At 73.0% G+C, this 19,348-nt stretch carries 11 protein-coding genes, 1 tRNA gene and 2 pseudogenes; 10 read left to right on the top strand and 4 right to left on the bottom strand.

All coding sequences use genetic code 11. The features are described from left to right. Positions 1-107: 107 nt before the first annotated feature. Entirely contained in the window at positions 108-779 is a 672-nt protein-coding gene (locus ACFTWP_RS12255; protein WP_380264398.1) for a TetR/AcrR family transcriptional regulator, read from the bottom strand. A gap of 131 nt (positions 780-910) precedes the next feature. Between ACFTWP_RS12255 and ACFTWP_RS12250 the strand changes: the two genes are divergently transcribed. From ACFTWP_RS12250 to ACFTWP_RS12235, 4 genes are all read left to right on the top strand, one after another. Then, a complete protein-coding gene (locus ACFTWP_RS12250; protein ID WP_380264397.1) occupies positions 911-2,668 on the top strand; it encodes a carboxyl transferase domain-containing protein in 1,758 nt (585 codons plus the stop codon). A 157-nt stretch (positions 2,669-2,825) separates the two neighbouring features. Next, positions 2,826-5,213 carry an acetyl/propionyl/methylcrotonyl-CoA carboxylase subunit alpha gene (locus tag ACFTWP_RS12245; protein WP_380264396.1) on the top strand — a complete coding sequence of 796 codons (2,388 nt, stop codon included), beginning with the start codon at positions 2,826-2,828 and terminating at the stop codon, positions 5,211-5,213. Next, positions 5,210-6,193 (top strand): hydroxymethylglutaryl-CoA lyase, encoded by a 984-nt coding sequence (locus ACFTWP_RS12240; RefSeq protein WP_380264395.1) that lies wholly within the window; start codon positions 5,210-5,212, stop codon positions 6,191-6,193. Before ACFTWP_RS12245 ends, ACFTWP_RS12240 begins: the two co-directional genes overlap by 4 nt. Positions 6,194-6,344: 151 nt before the next feature. Beyond that, positions 6,345-7,535: an acyl-CoA dehydrogenase family protein gene (locus ACFTWP_RS12235; protein WP_380264394.1), complete on the top strand. Its 1,191-nt coding sequence runs from the start codon at positions 6,345-6,347 to the stop codon at positions 7,533-7,535. Between the two features lie 237 nt (positions 7,536-7,772). On the opposite strand, the pseudogene ACFTWP_RS12230 reads toward ACFTWP_RS12235, so the two are convergent. Beyond that, a pseudogene (locus tag ACFTWP_RS12230) lies at positions 7,773-8,207 on the bottom strand (universal stress protein); the annotation flags it as partial. Between the two features lie 1,013 nt (positions 8,208-9,220). Here ACFTWP_RS12230 and ACFTWP_RS12225 point away from each other — a divergent pair. Then, the gene (locus ACFTWP_RS12225) at positions 9,221-10,687 is read left to right on the top strand and encodes an HAD-IA family hydrolase (RefSeq protein WP_380264393.1); all 1,467 of its coding nucleotides are present in this window, start codon (positions 9,221-9,223) and stop codon (positions 10,685-10,687) included. On the opposite strand, the gene ACFTWP_RS12220 is transcribed toward ACFTWP_RS12225, so the two are convergent. Then, entirely contained in the window at positions 10,648-11,574 is a 927-nt protein-coding gene (locus ACFTWP_RS12220; protein ID WP_380264392.1) for a GNAT family N-acetyltransferase, read from the bottom strand. The genes ACFTWP_RS12225 and ACFTWP_RS12220 overlap by 40 nt on opposite strands. A gap of 730 nt (positions 11,575-12,304) precedes the next feature. Between ACFTWP_RS12220 and ACFTWP_RS12215 the strand changes: the two are divergent. The 4 genes and pseudogenes from ACFTWP_RS12215 to ACFTWP_RS12200 all read left to right on the top strand — a co-directional run. Further along, positions 12,305-13,358 (top strand): annotated as a pseudogene (locus ACFTWP_RS12215) (helix-turn-helix domain-containing protein); the annotation flags it as partial. A 910-nt stretch (positions 13,359-14,268) separates the two neighbouring features. After that, positions 14,269-14,871, top strand: coding sequence for an oligoribonuclease (gene orn / locus ACFTWP_RS12210; RefSeq protein ID WP_380264391.1), 603 nt, complete (start codon positions 14,269-14,271; stop codon positions 14,869-14,871). A 205-nt stretch (positions 14,872-15,076) separates the two neighbouring features. Further along, a tRNA-His gene (locus ACFTWP_RS12205) sits at positions 15,077-15,152 on the top strand. A gap of 252 nt (positions 15,153-15,404) precedes the next feature. Continuing rightward, positions 15,405-15,851 (top strand): DUF4442 domain-containing protein, encoded by a 447-nt coding sequence (locus ACFTWP_RS12200; protein ID WP_380264390.1) that lies wholly within the window; start codon positions 15,405-15,407, stop codon positions 15,849-15,851. A gap of 415 nt (positions 15,852-16,266) precedes the next feature. On the opposite strand, the gene ACFTWP_RS12195 is transcribed toward ACFTWP_RS12200, so the two are convergent. Next, positions 16,267-17,334 carry a LacI family DNA-binding transcriptional regulator gene (locus ACFTWP_RS12195; RefSeq protein ID WP_380264389.1) on the bottom strand — a complete coding sequence of 356 codons (1,068 nt, stop codon included), beginning with the start codon at positions 17,332-17,334 and terminating at the stop codon, positions 16,267-16,269. Between the two features lie 478 nt (positions 17,335-17,812). On the opposite strand from ACFTWP_RS12195, the gene ACFTWP_RS12190 reads away from it, so the two are divergent. Further along, a complete protein-coding gene (locus ACFTWP_RS12190) occupies positions 17,813-19,273 on the top strand; it encodes a GH1 family beta-glucosidase (RefSeq protein WP_380264388.1) in 1,461 nt (486 codons plus the stop codon). Positions 19,274-19,348: the final 75 nt, after the last annotated feature.

Below are 19,348 nucleotides of genomic sequence, written 5' to 3'. Positions count from 1 at the left end.
GCCGCGCTCACGGGCAGGTCGGGCGTCCCGGGGCGGCCGGGCGACGGGGCGACGAGGTGGGCGACCGGCAGGGCAGGCGCGTGGCGGACGACCCGCTCTCCGGAGCCTCAGGCCGCCTCGGACGTTCCGGCGGATCGGGCGGCGGCCGCGAAGGCGCCCTGGGCGAGGCTGTGCAGCAGCCTCGCCATGCTGTCGCGGGGCAGCCCGGCCCACTCGCCCTGGGGCACGTTCGGGCCGAGGCTGTGCGGAGTGGAGTTGAGCAGCCCGAAGACGGCGTGCACGGCGGCCCGGGCGACCGGCTCCTCAGCAGGGCCGGCCAGGGACGGGAACGCCTCCCGGACGACGTCCACCCACAGTTCAAGGTAGCCGCGCTGCAGCCGCCGGACGCGGCGGCGGTCCTCCTCCTTGAGGTGCAGCAGCTCCCGGTCGTGCAAGGTGATCAGGTCGCGGTCATCCATCGCGAAGTCGACGTGGCCGCTGATCAGGGCGTCCAGGGCGTCCAGGGCGTCCTCCGTGCCGGTGCGGCCGTCGCGGGTCGCGGCGCCGGCCCGGCGCCGGCCCTCCTCCAGCAGGCGCTCGCTGATACCGACCAGGAGGTCGGCGAGCATCGCGTCCTTGCCTGCGAAGTGGCGGTAGAGACCGGGGCCGCTGATGCCGACGGCCTTGCCGATCTCGTCCACGCCCACACCCAGGAAGCCCCGGGCGGCGAACAGCCGCGCCGCTTCCTTGCGGATCTGGTCACGGCGTGGGAGCGCGGAGGTGGCTGGGACGTTCGACATGCTGCCCATCGTAGACAGTCGGGTTATCGCGCGTTAACCTGACGGCAGGAGTTAACGCTCATTAACTTGGGGGTCACGCGGCTCATCCTGCCCGTGGCCCACCTGGTTCCGAGGGCAAGGGAGCTCTTGGGATGGTCTTCTCAACCGCCGGTGTACCGACCGGCGTTTTCGGCGGCCCGAACGTCGGCCCGACGTCGCGCCCATCCGGTGCGCCGTCGGGCGGACCCGGCAGCACCGGCAGTGCAGGCAGCACAGGCGGGGCGGCCGCGGCTCCGGCGCCGCGGCTCGGCAGCGCTGCCGACCCCGGCTCGGACGCGTTCCGGTCGAACACCGCCGCCCACCGGGCGCTGGTCGCCGAGCTGCGCGACAAGCTCGCCTCGGCGGCGCTCGGCGGCGGGGCCAAGGCCCGTGCCCGGCACACCTCGCGCGGCAAGCTGCTCCCCCGCGACCGGGTGGACACCCTGCTCGACCCGGCCTCGCCCTTCCTCGAACTGGCCCCGCTCGCCGCCGACGGGATGTACGACGGGGCGGCGCCAGCCGCCGGCGTCATCGCCGGCATCGGCCGGGTCGCCGGACGCGAGGTCGTCGTGGTGGCCAACGACGCCACCGTCAAGGGCGGCACCTACTACCCGATGACGGTGAAGAAGCACCTGCGGGCCCAGGAGGTGGCACTGGAGAACCGCCTCCCCTGCATCTACCTGGTGGACTCCGGCGGGGCGTTCCTCCCCATGCAGGACGAGGTCTTCCCGGACCGGGAGCACTTCGGTCGCATCTTCTACAACCAGGCGCGGCTCTCCGCCGCCGGGATCCCGCAGATCGCGGCGGTTCTCGGCTCCTGCACCGCGGGAGGCGCGTACGTCCCGGCGATGAGCGACCAGGCGGTGATCGCCCGCGAGCAGGGCACCATCTTCCTCGGCGGCCCGCCGCTGGTGAAGGCGGCCACGGGCGAGGTGGTCACCGCCGAGGAGCTGGGCGGCGGCGACCTGCACTCCCGGACCTCCGGCGTGACCGACCACCTGGCCGAGGACGACGCCCACGCGCTCTCCATCGTCCGGACGATCGTGGCCGGCCTGGGCCCCCGCGCGCCCCGGCCCTGGCCGCTCACCCCCGCCGAGCCCCCGGCCGTCGACCCGGCCGGCCTGTACGGAGCCGTGCCGGTGGACCCGCGGACGCCCTACGACGTGCGCGAGGTGATCGCCCGACTGGTCGACGGCAGCCGGTTCTCCGAGTTCAAGGCCGAGTACGGCGCCACACTGGTGACCGGCTTCGCCAGGATCCACGGCCACCCGGTCGGCATCGTCGCCAACAACGGCGTGCTCTTCTCCGAGTCGGCCCTCAAGGGCGCCCACTTCATCGAGTTGTGCGACCAGCGCGGGATCCCCCTCCTCTTCCTGCAGAACATCACCGGCTTCATGGTCGGCCGGCAGTACGAGGCCGGTGGCATCGCCAAGCACGGCGCCAAGATGGTCAACGCCGTCGCCTGCACCCGGGTCCCCAAGCTGACGGTGGTGATCGGCGGATCGTACGGAGCCGGCAACTACTCGATGTGCGGCCGGGCGTACTCACCCCGCTTCCTGTGGATGTGGCCCGGAGCCAAGATCTCGGTGATGGGCGGCGAGCAGGCGGCCTCGGTGCTGGCCACGGTGCGCCGTGACCAGCTGGAGGCACAGGGCGGCGAGCCCTGGGCCGCCGAGGCCGAGGAGGAGTTCAAGCGGCCCGTCCGCGAGCAGTACGAGCGGCAGGGCAACGCCTACTACGCCACCGCCCGACTGTGGGACGACGGGGTCATCGACCCGATGGACACCCGGACGGTACTCGGCCTGGCACTCACCGCCTGCTCCAACGCTCCCCTGCCCCCGCCCGGGCCGTTCGGCGTCTTCCGGATGTGAGCCGGCCCCGGGCCTGCGGCGGGTCTCCCTGACAGGCGGCCCGCCCGCCCGGTCGTCCGGCTGTCCGGGTCTGCCCGGCCGTTCTCCCGGATCGCCCTCCGACCACCCTCCACCGCCCTCCTCGTACGGCTCCCCTCGACCCGGAGGAACGCCTCCCATGTTCGACACAGTTCTGGTCGCCAACCGTGGCGAGATCGCCGTCCGGGTGATCCGCACCCTCCGGCGGCTCGGCGTACGCTCGGTCGCCGTGTTCAGCGACGCGGACGCCGACGCGCCGCACGTCCGCGAGGCCGACGTCGCCGTTCGGCTCGGGCCGGCGGACCGCAGTGACAGCTCGGCCGCCGAGACCTACCTGCGCACGGACCAGATCCTCGCGGCCGCGCGCCGCACCGGCGCCCAGGCCGTCCACCCCGGCTACGGGTTCCTCGCGGAGAACGCGTCCTTCGCTCGCGCCTGTGCGGACGCCGGCCTGGCGTTCATCGGTCCTCCTCCCACGGCCGTCGAACTGATGGGCGACAAGATCAATGCCAAGGAGGCGGTTCGCGCCGCCGGTGTGCCGGTGGTACCCGGCAGTCAGGACACCGCCCCCACCGACGCGGAGCTCACCGCAGCCGCCCGGGCGATCGGCTACCCCGTACTGCTGAAGCCCTCCGCCGGTGGCGGTGGCAAGGGCATGCGGCTGGTCCGGGACCCGGCCGACCTGCCCTCCGAGATCGAGGCTGCCCGGCGGGTGGCCCGTACCGCGTTCGGCGACGACACGCTCCTGCTGGAGCGCTGGATCGACCGGCCGCGGCACATCGAGGTGCAGGTGCTCGCCGACGCCCACGGCCGCACCGTCCACCTCGGCGAGCGCGAGTGCAGTCTGCAGCGCCGCCACCAGAAGCTGATCGAAGAGGCACCCTCCGTCCTACTCAACCCCGAGACCCGGGCCGCCATGGGTGCGGCCGCCGTCCGGGCCGCCGAAGCCTGCGGCTACACCGGCGCCGGCACGGTCGAGTTCATCGTTCCCGGCCTCGACCCGACGGCCGACGAGCCGCCTGCCGGCGTCCTTGACTTCTTCTTCATGGAGATGAACACCCGGCTCCAGGTGGAACACCCCGTCACGGAACTCGCGATCGTGGTCGGCCGCGACACGTCGGACCCGCGACGGCTGGACCTCGTCGAATGGCAGTTGCGGATCGCCGCCGGCGAGGAGCTGACGTTCGATCAGTCGGACATCTCCTTCCTGGGCCACGCCATCGAGGCCCGGATCTGCGCGGAGGACCCGGAGCGGGACTTCCTGCCGACCGGTGGCCGCATCCTGCTGCTGGAGGAACCGCGGGGCGAGGGCATCCGGGTCGACTCCGGCGTCGCCCCGGGTAGCGAGATCGCCAGTGCCTACGACCCCATGCTGGCCAAGGTGATCGCGTACGGACCCGACCGCCAGACCGCCCTGCGCAGGCTGCGCGCGGCGCTCGCGGACACCCGGATCCTCGGCGTCACCACCAACACCGGCTTCCTTCGACGACTGCTCGCCCACCCCGATGTCGTCGCCGGCCGCCTCGACACCGGCCTGGTCGAACAGACAGCCCAGCAGAACCCCGCCCTGCTGGCCTCCCCGTACTCCCCGGCCGGTGCCGCGGCTCCCACCGGTGCCGGCAGCCCCTCCGACCCCGGCGGCGGCGGTGACACCGCCGGCGCAGTGCCCCCCTCCGGCCCTGCGATCGACGCCGTCCCGCCCGGCAACGAGGGCGACACCCGGATGGGCCCGGGCATCGGTTCCTCCGTGCCGTCGACGCACCTCCTCTACTACGCCGCCGCCCTGACCCGGCACCTGGACCTCGGCCGGACGACCGCACCGGACGGCTGGACCGACCCCTTCTCCCTTCCGTCCGGCTGGCGCCTCAGCGGCGAACCCGCCTGGACCACCCACCGACTCCGGGCCCCCGGCCAGGATCCGGTGTCGGTGAGTGTCCGACCTGTCACTGCCGGCAACGTAGCCGAGCCCACTGACAATCCTTCGAGCCACACCTCCGACCTGCACGTTCGTCTCGGCGACGGCCCGACCCACCGCGCCCGGGCCGCCCGGGTCGGCGACCGGCTGCACCTCACCGTCGACGGCCTGCAGACGACGTTCGCACACACCACTGACAACCCGTCAGGGCAGGCCGTCGCAGGACCGGTGACCTGGCTCGGGATCGACGGCGACGCCTGGGTCCTCCACCCCTACGACCCGGTCGGCGACCGGGCCGCCGGGGGCGGCGCCCACCACGGCGGGCTCACCGCCCCGATGCCCGGCACGGTCACGGTCGTCAAGACCTCGGCCGGCGAGCAGGTCCGGCGGGGCCAAGCACTGCTCGTCCTGGAGGCCATGAAGATGGAGCACGTGATCGCCGCACCGCACGACGGCACCGTGACGGAGCTCCGCGCCGTCGCCGGCGCGACCGTGGCGATGGAGGAACTCCTCGTCGTCGTGACCCCCGACGACGGGCAGTCACCGGATGCCGCAGCGGGCGTCCGAGCGGGCCAGGAGCGGCTGACCGCCGGCGCCGAGGTGACGTCGTGACCACCGTCCCGAACGAGCCCGACGCGCTCGACCTGGGCCTGCCCTCGCCGGTGGCGGATCCGGCCCTGCCCGCCGAGGTCCGGATCCACGAGGTCGGCCCGCGGGACGGCCTGCAGAACGAGGGCGCCCTCGTCCCCGTCGAGGTGAAGGCCGAGTTCATCGCCCGGCTGGCCGCGGCCGGCCTGCGGACCGTCGAGGCGACCAGCTTCGTCCACCCCAAGTGGGTCCCGCAGCTGGCCGACGCCGAGGACCTGGTGCCCCGGCTCGCCGACCTGCCGGGCCGGTATCCGGGCCTGCGCCTGCCCGTCCTGGTGCCCAACGAGCGCGGTCTCGACCGGGCGCTGGTGCACGGGGTCGGCGACATCGCGGTGTTCGCCAGTGCCACCGAGACCTTCGCCCGGCGAAACCTCAACCGGTCCGCCGACGAGGCGATGGCCATGTTCGAACCGGTGGTCCGACGGGCGACCGAGGCCGGACTGCGCGTGCGCGGCTACCTCTCGATGTGCTTCGGCGACCCGTGGGAGGGCCCGGTCCCGCCCGAACAGGTGGTCGCCTTCGGGACCCGCCTGCTGGAGATGGGCTGCGACGAACTGAGCCTCGGCGACACCATCGGCGTGGCCACGCCGGGCCAGGTCGGCGGCCTGCTGGACGGCTTCGCCCGCGCGGGCGTGCCGACCGGCAGACTCGCCGTGCACTTCCACGACACCTACGGCCAGGCGCTCAGCAACACCCTGGCCGCCCTGCGCGGCGGGGTCACCACCGTGGACGCCTCGGCGGGCGGTCTCGGCGGGTGCCCCTACGCGAAGAGCGCCACCGGCAACCTCGCCACCGAGGACCTGGTCTGGATGCTGCACGGCCTCGGCATCCGTACCGGGGTCGACCTGCGCGCGCTGGTCGCCGCCAGCGGCTGGATGGCCGAGCGGCTCGGCCGCCCGAGCCCCTCGCGCACCGTCCAGGCCCTGCTCGGCGGCAGGGCCTGACCGAGGCCCGCTTCCCCGCCCGACGGCCCGGCTCCATCCCAGAACCGGGCCGACTCCCCACCAGCCCGGCACGCCTGTCACACCATCGGACCGGCGCCGGCCATCCACTCAACGCCCGCGGCCACCCCGGCCGGGCCCCAGGAGGATCACCATGCTCGATCACCGGCTGGATTCCGAGTACGAGGAACTGCGCCGCACCGTCGCCGAATTCGCCCAGGACGTGGTCGCCCCGAAGATCGGGGAGTTCTACGAGCAGGGCGAGTTCCCCTACGAGATCGTCAAGGAGATGGGGCGGCTGGGCCTGTTCGGCCTGCCCTTCCCGGAGGAGTACGGCGGCATGGGCGGCGACTACTTCGCGCTCGGCCTCGCCCTGGAGGAACTCGCGCGGGTCGACTCCTCGGTGGCGATCACCCTGGAGGCGGCCGTGTCGCTGGGCGCGATGCCCATCTACCGGTACGGCACGGAGGAGCAGAAGCGCGAGTGGCTGCCCCGGCTGACCTCGGGCGAGCTCCTGGGCGCCTTCGGCCTCACCGAGCCCGAAGGCGGCTCGGACGCCGGCGCCACCCGCACCACGGCCCGCTACGACGAGGCCACCGACGAGTGGGTGATCAACGGCACCAAGTGCTTCATCACCAACTCCGGCACCGAGATCACCGGCCTGGTCACCGTCACGGCGCTCACCGAACCGATCACTCGTTCGAGTGAAGGTGCTGGACAGTTCTCGCCAACGCGGGAGATCTCCTCCATCATCGTGCCCACCGGAACACCGGGATTCCAGGTATCGAAGAAGTACTCCAAGGTCGGATGGAACGCGTCCGACACCCGTGAACTCTCCTTCACCGACTGCCGCGTCCCCGCGGCCAACCTGCTGGGCGAGCGCGGCCGCGGCTACGCCCAGTTCCTGCGGATCCTCGACGAGGGCCGTATCGCGATCGCCGCCCTGGCCACCGGCCTGGCTCAGGGGTGCGTCGACCAGTCGCTCAGCTACGCCGCCACCCGCCGGGCCTTCGGCCGCCCGATCGGTGCCAACCAGGTCATCCAGTTCAAGCTCGCCGACATGGAGATGCGCGCCCACACCGCCCGCCTGGCCTGGCGGGACGCCGCCTCCCGGCTGCTGCACTCCGAACCGTTCAAGAAGGAGGCCGCGATCGCGAAGCTGTACTCCTCGGAAGCCGCCGTCGACAACGCCCGGGAAGCCACCCAGATCCACGGCGGCTACGGCTTCATGAACGAATTCCCGGTCGCCCGCTTCTGGCGCGACTGCAAGATCCTCGAAATCGGCGAGGGCACCTCCGAGGTCCAGCGCATGCTCATCGCGCGTGAGCTCGGCATGACGTCCTGATCTGCTCCCAGTAGCCGACCCGCTCCAGACCTTCCATCGCCGCGTCCCGTCTGCCCCACCCGCGCTCCACCCAGGCCGCCCGACCGTCCCCCGACGGCGCCGGGGTACGGCTGGCACCATGCGACGACTGCGTGCCGACCTGCCGTCCGGTACGGCAGGTCGGCGGGCGACCCGCCCTGATCGACCACCGCCCTCGATGACCTGAGACTTCGTCAAGGATCAAGCCCAGGAGCAACGTCAGGGAATGACGATCACCGGCCGGTTCGCGCGGCGCGCCAACCTGCCCGAAACCGAGCCGAAGAGCTTCCCCAGCAGCCCGTGCGTACTGCCGACCACGATGGCGTCGGCCGCGTACTCCCGACCCACTTCCTCGATCTCGTGGCAGATGTCGCCACCCCGCTCCACCAGGATCCACGGAACCCCCGACAGGAAGTCCGCGCACGCCAGCTCCAGCCCGATGACCTCCGTCCGGTGATCCGGCAGGTCGACGAAGACAGGAGGCTCACACCCGGCCCAGACGGTGGCCGGCAGGCGGTTGGCCACATGGACGATCACCAGACCGCACTGCGAGCGGCGGGCCATCCCGACCGCGTACGCGAGCGCGCGCTCGCTCGACAGCGACCCGTCAAACCCCACCACCACGCCGTGCTGGAAAACGGGGTCACAGGGGCCAACTGCCTCGCCCTCAACCAGTGGCCACCCAGGCGCTCCGGCGGCACCCGGCACCCCGGACCGGCCTGCGCCCGGCTCGATACGTTCGGTCACTGCTCGCTCCGTACGGTCCCGACTGTCCCCGCGTCGCTGGCGGGACCGCGGCCAACCACGGCGCGCGGTGTCCCGAGACGTGGCCGGAGGGATCTGTCCACCTTCCGGGCCGTCCGAACTACCGATCGACCGTGCGGAACCGTCCGCACCGACTGGTCGGGAAGACTCAGTACCAGCCATGGCTCAAAGCTCTTCGGATGAGATGGGCCGACAGGGGAGGGCGACGCTGCCCGGGCGGCAGGCCCGCCCACGGCACCACATCGGACTGTGCCGCGCACCACCGTATGTGACCTGTTCCTTTCAGAGTACGACGGGCATGGAGCCCGGCCCACCGGCAGAGCTCCTGAACGACAGGATTCCCGCCAACGGCAGGGGCGTACGCCCCTCGCAACGCGCCCTCTGCGCAGGCGTTCGAACCCCCGCGCGGGAAAAGAGGTTCCCTGGAGCTTGACGGAGCCGCCGCGGCTACGCAACTGTCCGGGCACACACCGTGACCGGACTGTCATAGAGCGGTAGTTTTTGACCCTCGTCCCACCCCCGTTCCTCACACTCCCCGCGCCGCCGCCGACCCAGGCCGACCGGACTCACCGCCGACTACGAGGGGCCAACCTTCGGCCGTTCACCGACCCGCACCCGCTCGGCCCACGGGCGCCGTCCACCCGCCCGCCCGGCACCCCACTCACGTCGGCTTCCGTGCCGGCGGCAGGCCCGGCCTCCGCCGCTGCCACCGCCGCTGCCACCGCCACCGCCGCTGCCACCGCCACCGCCACCGCCACCGCCACCGCCACCGCCGGCGCCTCGCGGTCACCGACCCCGGACTCCCGGCCCGAATGTTGTTGTTTCAGCCAATTCGATCCGGTTCGCGACGTCACCTGGCAATTGCCACGTGCATACCCGGCGGCGCTGGCAGCATGCAGACCATGCCGCTGCTCCTGTTCGACCTCGACAACACCCTGCTGCCGCGGGACGCGGCCTTCCGGGCCTGGGCCCACGACTTCCTGTCCGAACTGGGGCTGCCCCCCGCAGAACTCGACTGGCTCGCGACCATCGACGGCGGCGGGTACGTGCCGCGGAGCACCGTACTGTCAGCGGCCCGCCGCCGCTACGGCCTGGACCACTCCCTCGACTTCCTGCTCGCCCACTACCGACGCGGCATCAACTCCCACATCCACTGCCCCACTCGTCACCTCGCCGCCCTGCGCGCGGCCCGCGCCGCCGGCTGGACCCTCGGGATCGTCAGCAACGGCGGCACCCGCCCGCAACTGGAGAAGATCCGCCGCACCGGGCTCGGCCCGCTCGTGGACGGCTGGGTCATCTCGGAGGAGGCGGAGTGCCTCAAACCCGATCCGTTGATCTTCGAGATCGCCGCACAGCGCTGTGGCGTGCCACCCACCGGCGACTGGGCTTCGGACACCTGGATGATCGGCGACCACGCCCCCGCCGACATCGCGGGCGCCGACCTCACCGGCCTGCGCAGTGTGTGGCTGCACCATGGCCGGCCCTGGTCGGAACCCGGCTATCGTCCGACACTCAGCGCACCGGGGCTCCCCGAGGCCGTCGGGCTCGTCCTGAGCGCCGTGGCCGCCCCCAGCCCTCGGCCCCACCAGCGGCCGGCGGCACGACCCGTGGCCCGGCCGAGGGCCGTCGGGTCGGCGGACACCACGGCGAACACTCCGTTCACCCCGGTCACCGGGGAGGCATCGAGCACCACACCGGCGCCGAGCGTGCCCAGCTCGGTGACTGTCCGAAACTCCGCCGGTCGCGCGTCCCGGGTCGCGGCCGGTCTCGGCCGGATGCCGGACACCGGTCCGGCATCGGAACAGCGTCCGAGGCCCCGTACCCGCTTCGCCACGCCCTCCTCCGGCCCGACGACCCACACCGAGCCGGCCGCACTCGCGCTCGGCGCGTCCCCCAAGGGTGCGTCCGTCGCCGGCGCACCCGGAGCGGGTCGGCCCGCCACGAGTGCGGCGACCCCGACCTCGACTCCGCGTCCGGCTACGGCTACGGCTACGGCTACAACGCCGGCCTCCACGGGGCCGACGTCGGCACTGGCAGCGGCCACCCGATCCATCGCCACGCCCCTGAGTCCATCCGCTGCCGCCGACACCGCTACCGCCAACCCCACCGCCGTCGACTCCACCCTCACCGGTTCACCCAGCGCCGGTTCACTCAGCGCCGGCTCGCCCAGCGCCGCCCCGCACGGCAACGGCACCCCCTGTGCCCTCTCCTCGGCCGCCGCCGGGTCCCTCCCAGGCTCCCTCTCAGGCTCCCTCCCCGTGTCCCGGCCTCGGTCGGACAGCGCCACGAGGGTGGTGGGTGGCAGCACCGAGGCCGTTCAGCGCCTGCGTCAGGCTCCGCTGGGGTACGCCTCGGGCGCCGCCGGATAGCCCCACCATCGGGTCACCCCCTGCTCCACGAAACCGAGTTTGCGGTAGAGGGGCTCGGCGAGCAGGGTGGCGACCAGCACGGCAGGTCTGTCCGGGTGTGCGGCCAGTGCCGCCTCGACCAGCGCGCGGGCCACCCCCCTGGACCGGTGGCCGGGAAGGGTGGCCACCCAGTACACCCCGACCGTCGTGCCGTTGTCGTAGGTCAGGCAGGCTCCGGCCTCCTGTCCGTCGACCTCGGCCAGCCAGGCCCGGAGGCCCGGTTCGTCCAGTAGACCCTCCGCCAGCATCCCGCCGCGCACGGCCGGCTGATGCGCGGGGACGGGAAACCCCTCCACCACCGTCCGTTCCGCAGCCGCCAACCCTTCACCGTCCACGGCCTGGGCTACCGTCAGTTCGTCGCCGTACCGCCGCCGCCCGCCCCAACCCGCGGTACCTACCGAACCGGTGGAACCAGCGGCGGACCCGACCACGACGGCCTGCCCCGGCGCGAGGGCCGAACCCGGCCCGAGGGCCGAACCCGGTACGAGGGGCGAACCCGGCATCGCGTTCGGGCCCGGCACGACCACCGGCTCACGGACCATGATCGCCATGTCCAGTCCGTGCACACACCCGAAGCGGGAGAGGTCGAGTCGCCGGTACGGATCCTCCAGGCAGAGCTGGGTCGTACGCCATGAGTTCAGCAGCTCGGACAACTCCTCTTCCAGCACGGCCGATTCGCCATAGGGATCGGTGATCACCACGCGATGGGGGTCGGCGGCGCTCCGGGCGCACCGAACGGCGGTGAGGCCAGGTCGGTGGAGGTACTCCCACCCGTTCACGCGGGCCTGGGCGAGCCAGAATCCAGCGGCGTTGTCGTTGGCCTGTTCGAGCCGGCTGCGATTCTCCACGACAGGACGATATCCGGACGGGTCGGGATGGGTCCCAGCCCCTTCGGTGCTGTGCTGAGGGGGTGGGGCGGGCGCACTCCTGTACTGTGCGCGCCCCTCGCGTGCACCGCCTATTTTCAGTCAATCTGGTGTCGGTCGACCCCTCTTGGACAAAGTCGCAGCCCACGGCAGTCGGCCGGGCCCGTCGGGGTCCGCCACCACGGGAAAGGTCGTGCGACAACAAGCCACCGCCGCACCTGCCCCCTTCCCAGAAGGCTCGACGGGTGCCACGCTTCGTGATCGAATGCTTCACGCCAAATTGCCATGTCGACATAGCGTCGAATGGTGAACTTGTCACAACAGCAACGGTCCACCCAGTAGATTCGATCTTGGCTAGCAGTGCCGCACCACCACACCACACCACCGAGGGGGCTTGAGCGCCTTGAGCAGGGTGAGCAGGAGCGACGCGGGTCCTGACAACGGCCAGGCCGTGGCCGGTCTCACGGACCAGGCGTCGAGAGAATCCGACGCCTCGGCCGACGCCTCCGCCACCGCGGACGCCGCCGGCCGCACCGTCACGCGCGCTCCCCTCGGCCGCTCCCCGTTCGGCACCTCGCACGCCGTCCCGAACCAGTTCGGCATCGGCGGGCCGCACCTGACGGCGGGCCAGACCACCGGCGCGGCGGTGGGCGCGACCGTCGGCACCGTGTTCCAGGGCGGTCCGCACTCCTCGGGCTCCGGATCCACCGTCATGTCCGCCGCGGGCAGCACGATTCCCGGGCAGTCGTCCGCCGGACCGCTGACGTCGACTCCGCCCCGCAAGCTCTCCGGCCGGCGGCGGCGCGAGACGGTGGCCGTGCTGATCTTCGGCGGCGCGCCGATCTTCGAGAGCTCGATCCCGCTGTCCGTCTTCGGCGTCGACCGTCAGGACGCCGGCGTGCCCCGCTACCGCCTCTTGGTCTGCGCCGGGGAGGAGGGTCCGCTGGCCACCACCGGCGGGCTGACCCTCACCGCCCCGTACGGCCTGGAGGCCCTCGCGCGCGCGGGCACCATCGTCGTACCGGCCTGGCGCTCGATCTCGCAGCCGCCGCCGGTGGAGGCCATCGCCGCCCTGCGCAAGGCCCACCACGAGGGCGCACGGATCATCGGGCTGTGCACCGGTGCCTTCGTCCTCGCCGCAGCCGGCCTGCTCGACGGGCGCCCCGCCACGACGCACTGGATGTACGCTCCGACACTGGCCAAGCGCTACCCGCGGGTCCATGTCGACCCGCGCGAACTCTTCGTCGACGACGGCGACGTCCTCACCTCGGCCGGTACGGCGGCCGGGATCGACCTCTGCCTGCACGTGGTCCGCAGCGACCACGGTGCCGAGGCCGCCAACGCCCTGGCCCGCCGCCTGGTGGTGCCGAGCCGGCGGAGCGGCGGCGGGCAGGCCCAGTACATCGATCAGTCTTTACCTGAGGAGATCGGCAACGACCCGCTGGCGGAGGTCGTCACCTGGGCCCTGGAGAACCTCAACCAGCAGTTCGACGTCGAGGTCCTTGCAGCCCGTGCCTACATGAGCCGCCGCACCTTCGACCGCCGTTTCCGCACCCTCACCGGCAGCGCGCCGCTCCAGTGGCTGATCACCCAGCGGGTCCTGCAGGCCCAGCGCCTGCTGGAGACCTCCGAGCTGTCGGTGGACGACGTCGCGCGCCGTTGCGGCTTCCGCTCCCCGGTGGCGCTGCGCGGGCACTTCCGCCGCCAGCTGGGCGTCTCGCCGGCGGCCTACCGGACGAGTTACCGGGCCCGCCGGCCCGGGCCGACTGCCACGGCGGCCGGCCCGACCGAGCGCTTCACCGGCACGACCGGCGGCCCGCAGCCGGGAGCGACCGGGCACCCCGGCCACGCCCACCCGTCGGCGGGGGCCGGAGCGCCCGGGCAGCAGCATGCCCCGAGCCCGGGCTCGGCGGGGCACGCCGCCCACGGCGTCGCGCACCCGTCCGCACCTTCGGCTCCGGGGGCCGTCCCGCATCAGGGGCAGCACGCCCGCCAGCCGTACCCGGCCCACACCGCGCAGTCGGCGGCAGGCCGCGGCGGCCGGGCGCTCGTGCCCGCCCAGGCGGGTCCGGCCGGCCCGCGGCCTCCTCGTACCGTCGAGCACGCGGCGGCCGAGGACGGCCAGCCGCAACCGGGGGCCCGGGGGCAGGGATCGGGCCAGGGGCACCGGGCCGGCCGAGCCGGTACGGAGCGGAGCGTGCCCGAACGGAGCGTGCCCGACCGTTCGGGCACCGAGCGGCCCTTCTCCGAGCGGTCCGGATCCGGTGCGTCGCCGAACGATCGGGTACCCGCCGGTCGCGGCCCCTCCGAGCCCGCTCGCGCCGAACACGTGAGCCTCGAACACTCCAACACCGAGCACGCCAACGCCCAGCACGCCAACACCGAGCACGCCAGCGCCGAACAGGCGGACATCCAGCACGCCGGCGCCGGACAGGGCGGCGCCGGGTACGGCGGATCAGGTCGTGGTGAATCCGGTCGTGGCGACTCGGGTCACCTGGGGTCCGGACACCTTCCGGACGGCGGCGCGGCCACCGACCACCGGTCCGTGAACCACGCCTCGCCGACCGACCGCGTGCCCGCGCCCGCCGCACCCGCGGACGACGGGATCGGCGCGGCCGGCTCCCGCGCGGGCCTTGCAGTGCCCGCGGCGCGTGATCGCGCCGTAGGGTGAGTGACGTGAATGACCGTTTGGTATGGATCGACTGTGAAATGACGGGGCTCGACCTCGACCGGGACGCACTGGTCGAGGTCGCGGCGCTGGTGACGGACTCCGAGCTGAACATCCTCGGCGACGGCATCGACGTCATCATCCGCCCGCCCGCCGAGGCCGTGGCGAACATGCCCGAGGTGGTGCGCACCATGCACACCTCTTCGGGTCTGCTCGACGAGCTGGAGCACGGGGTGACGCTGGCGGAGGCCGAGGCCCTCGTCCTGGCGTACATCCGCGAGCACGTGCCGGAGGCCGGCAAGACCCCGCTCTGCGGGAACTCGGTGGCCACCGATCGCGGCTTCCTCGCCCGTGACATGCCCGCGCTGGAGGGGCACCTCCACTACCGGATCGTGGACGTCTCCTCGATCAAGGAGCTGTCCCGCCGCTGGTTCCCCCGGGCCTACTACAACAGCCCGCAGAAGGGTGGTAACCACCGGGCCCTGGCCGACATCCGCGAGAGCATCGCCGAACTGCAGTACTACCGCGAGGCGGTGTTCGTGGCACAGCCCGGACCGGACACCGAGACGGCCCGCGCCATCGCGGCGAAGTACCAGCTGCCGACCGAGTGAACCGGGCCGCGCCGCCGGTGCTACCGGGACGGCGCGGCTGACCGGACGGCCGGGGACGGTCCTGCCGACCGGGTCGACACGACCGTCCCCGGGCTCGGGGCGGGGGTCCGAACAGGCTGCCCCGCCTGCCGGAAACCCTGGCGCGAGCACCCTCTCGGATCCTGTAGAGTTCTTCCTGTCGGAGCGGGAACGCCCCGGACAGATGGTGGGTGTAGCTCAGTTGGTAGAGCACCTGGTTGTGGTCCAGGTGGCCGCGGGTTCGAGTCCCGTCACTCACCCCAGTGCCTGAGGGCCTGATCTCTTCTGGAGATCAGGCCCTCAGGCGTTTCTGTCGTTCCGGCACCGAAACACGGCGCCTCGCGCGCCCCGCGCGCCCGGCCCCTGCGGCTCCTGCCCGCCGCGCCAACCGCTCCCCTCCCAACCCCCAGACCTCCCCGCCTCCCCCGATCACTTCGGGACGGACGTCGGCTGCGGCCGGGAATTTCGGGCACCCGGACCTGCCCCAAGAAGCTACCGACTAGTAACATGTCGGCATGACCACTCCCTCGATCGGCCAGCTCCTCGACTCCACCGTGCCGATGGCACGCACCCTGAATCTCGAATACCTGGAGACCACGCCCGAGCGCGCCGTCCTGCGGCTGCCCGACCAGCCCGACTACCACAACCACGTCGGCGGCCCGCACGCCGGCGCCATGTTCACCCTCGCCGAGTCGGCCAGCGGCTGCATCGTGCTGGGCGCGTTCGCCGACCAGCTCTCGCGCGCGGTTCCGCTCGCCGTGAGCGCCGAGATCTCCTACAAGAAGCTGGCGATGGGCGCGGTCACCGCCACCGCCGTCCTCGGCCGCCCCGCCGCGGAGATCGTGGCCGAGCTGGACAAGGGCGAGCGCCCGGAGTTCCCGGTCAGTGTCGAGATCACCCGCGCGGACGGCGCCGTCACCGGTGTCATGACCGTCATCTGGACGCTGCGCCCGAACTCCTGACGACCGGCCCGCCCGGAGCCACCCGTACCGCCCGCGCGGGTGGGTACGACGCCGGCAGGGCCGACGCTCCGGAACAGGGACAGGCGCCGTGCACCCCGGTCGCCACCGGGAGCCACCGCCCGGAAGCGATCACCCGCACCGCGCAGCACCCCGCACGACCGCAGCCGGGCACCGGCTGGCCACACCTGCACCGGGCCGCTGAACCAGCCCTGAACAGGGCTCAGCGGCCCGGCCGCAGCAAGCTCCGGCCCCGGGTCGCCGTCCTGCGGTCCGAGGCAAGGGGCGAGCCCGGGACCAGCACACCGCCGCACCACCACCAGGCCACCTGGCACCGGACGCGCGAGGCCGGCCCGGTCACGCCCGGGGCGGCCACCGCCCCGGCCGCGCCCGGCCGGCCCGCACCCCACCCCACCGGTCAGGCGGAGTCCCGCACCACCAGTTCGGTCGCCAGTACCACCTGGCGGCGGGCCCGTCCGCGCTCGGTGATCTCGTCCAGCAGCAGCCGGGCCAGGGTCCGGCCCATCTCCTCGATCGGCTGGCGCACGCTGGTCATCGGCGGGTCGGTGTGCCGGGCCACGATCGAGTCGTCGAAGCCGATCACGGCCACCTGGTCCGGCACCCGCCGCCCGGCCGCCCGCAGCTCCTGCATCGCGCCGGCCGCCATCACGTCGGAGGCGCAGAACACGGCGTCCAGCCCCGGCCGGCGCTCCAGGAGTTCACGCATCGCCAGCCGGCCGCCCTCCTCGGTGAAGTCGGCGAGCATCACCAACTCCTCGTCGTAGGGGCGTCCGGCCTCCTCCAGGGCCGTCCGGTAGCCGCCGAGCCGGGCCCGGGCGACCTCCATGTCGAGCGGTCCGGTGATGGTGGCGACCTGCTCGCAGCCGCGCCGCAGCAGGTGCCGCACGGCCATCCGCGCCCCGCCGGCGTTGTCCGCGTGGACGTAGCTCAACGGCTCCTGGTCGCCCCGGCGGCCGGCCAGCACGGAGGGGATCTCCAGGCTCTCCAGCAGGGCGGGCAGCGGGTCGTCCTGGTGCACGGCGACGAGCAGTACGCCGTCGACCCGGCCGGCCGTCAGATAGGCCGAAAGTCGATCCCGCTCCCGCCGGTTGCGCACCAGGATCAGCAGCAGCTGCATGTCGGTCTCGGAGAGCTCGGCCGCGACGCCGCTGATGATGTCCGAGAAGTAGGGCTCGGAGAAGAGCCGGGTCTCGGCTTCGGGGACGATCAGCGCGATCGAGTCGGTCCTCGACGTGACGAGGGTGCGGGCGGCCCGGTTGGGGACGTAGCCGAGTTCGGTGATGGCGGCCTGGACGGCCTCGCGGGCCCGGTCGCTGACCCGGGGCGAGCCGTTGATCACGCGGGAGACGGTGCCGCGGCCGACGCCGGCCAGCGCGGCCACCTCCTCCAGGGTCGGGCGTGCCGAGCCCCGCGCATTCGCCCCGGATTCGCTCGGCCCGGTGGGGCGCTGTGCGGTCTGGCTCATCGCTCACCTCGTGGAGAGATCATCCTCGGCCGGGCCTGTCGCCCGGTTGCTGGTCACTGCTGTTCATTGTGGTGCTGTTCATTGTGGCCGGTTCCGGCGGCCGGGGAGCCACCCGGGACCGGACCGGTCACCACCCGCCGCCTGCGGTGACGGGCGGTGACCGATGCCGCCCGGGCCGCCGGAGGCCGCGGCGGCCCGATCGCGCCCCCGAGCCCCGGAGATCGGATCCGATCCGGCGTCTTGACACTCGCCCCCGGGACAAAGGAACCTTTCGGCATGCACGATGGGAGCGCTCCCACACTCTAGTGGGCAATCCCGCCAAGGAACAGCACCAAGCGCGCCGGCTCGGCAGTCACGGCCGGCACGTGCATCCGCATGCCTCCTGGGCATCTGCCGGGCGGCAGCCTCGGCGCCCTCGCCCGCTCGCCCGTACCGCTTCAGTTTTCCGGCCCTTCGAAACTCATGGGAGCGCTCCCGCATGACAGCCGTATCCGAACAGACCGCCTCGGACTTCGTCCCGGCGCCCAGGTCCGCCACCCCGGGCCACACCTTCCCGGCCGGCTTCGCCTGGGGCGCCGCCACGGCCGCCTACCAGATCGAGGGCGCGGTCGCGGAGGGCGGCCGGACCCCGTCCATCTGGGACGTCTTCAGCCACACCCCCGGCCGGACCGCCGACGGCGACACCGGGGACGTCGCGGTCGACCACTTCCACCGGTTCCGCGAGGACGTCCGCATGATGGCCGACCTCGGCCTCACGTCCTACCGCTTCTCGCTCTCCTGGCCCCGGATCCAGCCCACCGGCCGGGGCCCCGCCATCGAACGCGGCCTGGACTTCTACCGCGCGCTGACCGACGAGCTCCTCTCGTACGGGATCTCGCCCGTCGCCACCCTCTACCACTGGGACCTCCCGCAGCACCTGGAGGACCTCGGCGGCTGGACGGTCCGTGACACCTCCGCCCGGTTCGCCGACTACGCCGCACTCGCCGCCGAGGCGCTGGGCGACCGGGTCACCACCTGGACCACCCTCAACGAACCCTGGTGCAGCGCCTTCCTCGGCTACGGCTCCGGCGTGCACGCCCCCGGCCGCACCTCCCCCGCCGACGCGCTGAAGGCGGCCCACCACCTCAACCTGGGCCACGGCCTGGCCGTCGGCGCGCTGCGCGCCGCCCTCCCCTCCGACGCGCGGATCGCCCTCTCGCTCAACCTGCACCAGGTGCGGCCGCTGACCGAGGACGCCGCCGACGCCGAGGCCGCCCGCCGGATCGACGCCGTCGGCAACCGCATCTTCACCGGCCCGGTGCTGCGCGGCGCCTACCCGGCGGACCTGCTCGCCGACACCGCCCGCATCGTCGACTGGGACGCCCTCGTCCGCCCCGGCGACCTCGACGAGATCTCCCGCCCGATCGACCTGCTGGGCATCAACTACTACACCCCCACCGTGGTCTCCGCCGCCGAGAACGCCACGGCCGAACACGGCAGTGACATCCACGGCGCCAGCCCCCACTCGCCGTGGCCCGGCGCCGACGACGTCGCCTTCCACCTCGCGCCCGGCGAGCTCACCGCGATGGGCTGGCCCATCGACGCGACCGGTCTGACCGACCTGCTGCTCGACGTCCACCACGCCCACCCCGGTCTGCCGATGCTGATCACCGAGAACGGCGCCGCCTTCGACGACGTCCCCGGCCCGGACGGCACCGTCCAGGACACCGACCGGATCGCCTACCTGCAGCAGCACCTGGTCGCGGTCGCCCGCGCCATCGAGGCCGGCGCCGACGTGCGCGGCTACTACCTGTGGTCGCTGATGGACAACTTCGAGTGGGCCTACGGGTACGCGAAGCGGTTCGGTGCCGTCCACGTCGACTACGAGACGCTGGTCCGCACGCCGAAGGCCAGCGCCCACTGGTACTCCGAGGTGATCCGGCGCGGCGGCCTCGACTGACGGTGAGCGCGAACGCGTGCGGGGCGGGCCGCCGCCCGGGCCGACGGCGTTCCGGAGCACCGGCACGACCGGCTC

Origin of the sequence: Kitasatospora sp. NPDC057015 (genome assembly GCF_042673745.1) — a bacterium.
Classification (GTDB): domain Bacteria; phylum Actinomycetota; class Actinomycetes; order Streptomycetales; family Streptomycetaceae; genus Kitasatospora.
This window is presented reverse-complemented; position numbering and strand designations above follow the sequence as displayed.